Annotated in this window: 3 protein-coding genes; 1 reads left to right on the forward strand and 2 read right to left on the reverse strand. The window is 69.3% G+C overall.

Translation table 11 applies throughout. The features are described 5' to 3' along the window. A partial coding sequence (locus tag AB0J09_RS63910) for an oxidoreductase C-terminal domain-containing protein (protein ID WP_360714162.1) occupies positions 1-269 on the forward strand: 269 nt, incomplete at its 5' end. Positions 270-341: 72 nt separating this feature from the next. On the opposite strand, the gene AB0J09_RS63915 is transcribed toward AB0J09_RS63910, so the two are convergent. Both AB0J09_RS63915 and AB0J09_RS63920 read right to left on the reverse strand, forming a co-directional pair. Next, the gene (locus AB0J09_RS63915; protein WP_360714164.1) at positions 342-812 is read right to left on the reverse strand and encodes a hypothetical protein; all 471 of its coding nucleotides are present in this window, start codon (positions 810-812) and stop codon (positions 342-344) included. A gap of 56 nt (positions 813-868) precedes the next feature. After that, the gene (locus tag AB0J09_RS63920; protein WP_360714166.1) at positions 869-1,594 is read right to left on the reverse strand and encodes a methyltransferase; all 726 of its coding nucleotides are present in this window, start codon (positions 1,592-1,594) and stop codon (positions 869-871) included. Positions 1,595-1,796: the final 202 nt, after the last annotated feature.

The following is a 1,796-nucleotide window of genomic DNA, read 5'->3' on the forward strand; positions in this document are numbered from 1 at the left end:
ACGCCGTCGAACAGGCCCAGGTCGTGGCGGCCAACATCCTCGGCGAGGACCGCGCCTACACGCCCATCCCCTACTTCTGGACCGACCAGTACGACGTCAAGATCCAGGCCCACGGCTTCCTGTCTCCTGACGCCGAGGTCGAGGTCGTGGAGGGCGATCCCGAGCAGAACCGCTTCGTCGCCCTGTACCGCCTCGGCGGCAAGGTCGCCGGAGTGCTGGGCTGGAACATGGCCAAGGCCGCCCGCCTGCACCGCCAGGCTCTCACCTGAGGGCGGCGACGATCTGGGGAGGTCGATCACGGACTGGACCGCCCGTGGCGATCTCCCCGCGCGATCAAGCGGTCACGACTGATCGGCCCCTGCGTCGACGCGTGTGAAGGTGGCGCTCCCCATGGCCGCGCGGGCGCCCAGCACGTGCCCGTCGCACATTTTCGTCTCCGTCCCGGCCGGGTCTGTCACCTTCCAGGTCACCGGCTCGCGGCACGGCTGGCCGAGCCGGTCATAGTTCCACGTGAGGCGGCACACCCGGCACGTGGTGACGCCGGCGCGGGAGGACAGCGTGTTGCCGTGCTCGGGGCAGACGCCCCACCCGATGCCGCACACCGGCTGGGACCTGAGCCTGGCCAGGTCTTCGGCCGCGTGCTGCAGGTCCTCGGCGCCTCTGGCGAGCCAGTCCGCGGCATGCCAGGCGGCCCCAAGGTGATCGCGTTCGGGAGATCCGGCCGGGACGCTGCCGCAGAGTTCCCGGACCTCGGCGGTGAGTGCCTCGGCGCGGCTCGCGAGGGCACGCAATTGTGCGGGAGTGACGGTCATGCGGGCTTCCATCTCGGGAGGGGACTGATTGCTGATCTGCACCCGTAGGTCATGGGTCAGGTCAGGCGGAAGGTGAAGTAACTGACCGACTGGTCGTCCTTGGTCAGGTCCTGCTGGGCGACGACCTCTACGGCGAAGCCCTGTTCGTCCATCAGATGTCTGAGGTACGGCAGGTCTCCGGAGCTGCCGAAGAAGATCAGCATTCTGCCCGTCGGGGTGAGATGCTCTCTGGCCTGACGGAAGAAGGACGTCATGGCCCGATAGTTCTCGTCGGTGGTGGCGGCCTCGAGCAGATCGCGCGGGGAGAACCAGCGGAACGGCGGATCAAAGACGATCAGGTCGAACCGCCCGTCGACGTCGGCGAACACGTCACTGAGCCTGACCTCGACCCGGTCGGCGACGCCGTTGCGCTCGGCATTGCCGCGTGCGGCCTCGACGGCTACGGGGTTGATGTCGACCGCCAGCACCTGTTTCGCGGTCGAGGCGGCCAATATGGCGTTGACGCCGCTGCCGGTGCCCATGTCCAGGACACGATCTCCCGCCCGCACCTCGGCCAGGACGGCCTCGCCCAGCAGATGCGACATCCCGGTGATCGGCTGCACCTGCGGCGGGACTACCACGGTCCTGCCCAGATAGGTGAATGTCTGCTCGGCGACGGCCTCGGCCCTGGCGGCCTGGTAGGCCCGCTCGTGCCAGCGGCGGATGAGCTCGGCCTGCTCCGGAGCGACCATGGGGGTGTAGCCGGCGCCGGCGGGGTGCGGATCTTCCTCGCGGTAGCCCATGACCAAAACCTATTCGATGGCCGCCCCGGCGGAGCTCACCGCAGCAGAATCACCGCCTCGACGAGGCTTTCGGGCAGGCCCATCAGGCGGAGCGCGTCCGGGGTGGAGGCGCCGATCACGGCAGCCGACTCGACGATCTCCCGGTATCGCGACCGAGCCGCGGCGTGATCGCCGCGCGCCTCGGCGACGCGACCGAGCCCGG

The organism is Nonomuraea sp. NPDC049784, from assembly GCF_040659615.1.
In the GTDB taxonomy this organism is placed as follows: domain Bacteria; phylum Actinomycetota; class Actinomycetes; order Streptosporangiales; family Streptosporangiaceae; genus Nonomuraea.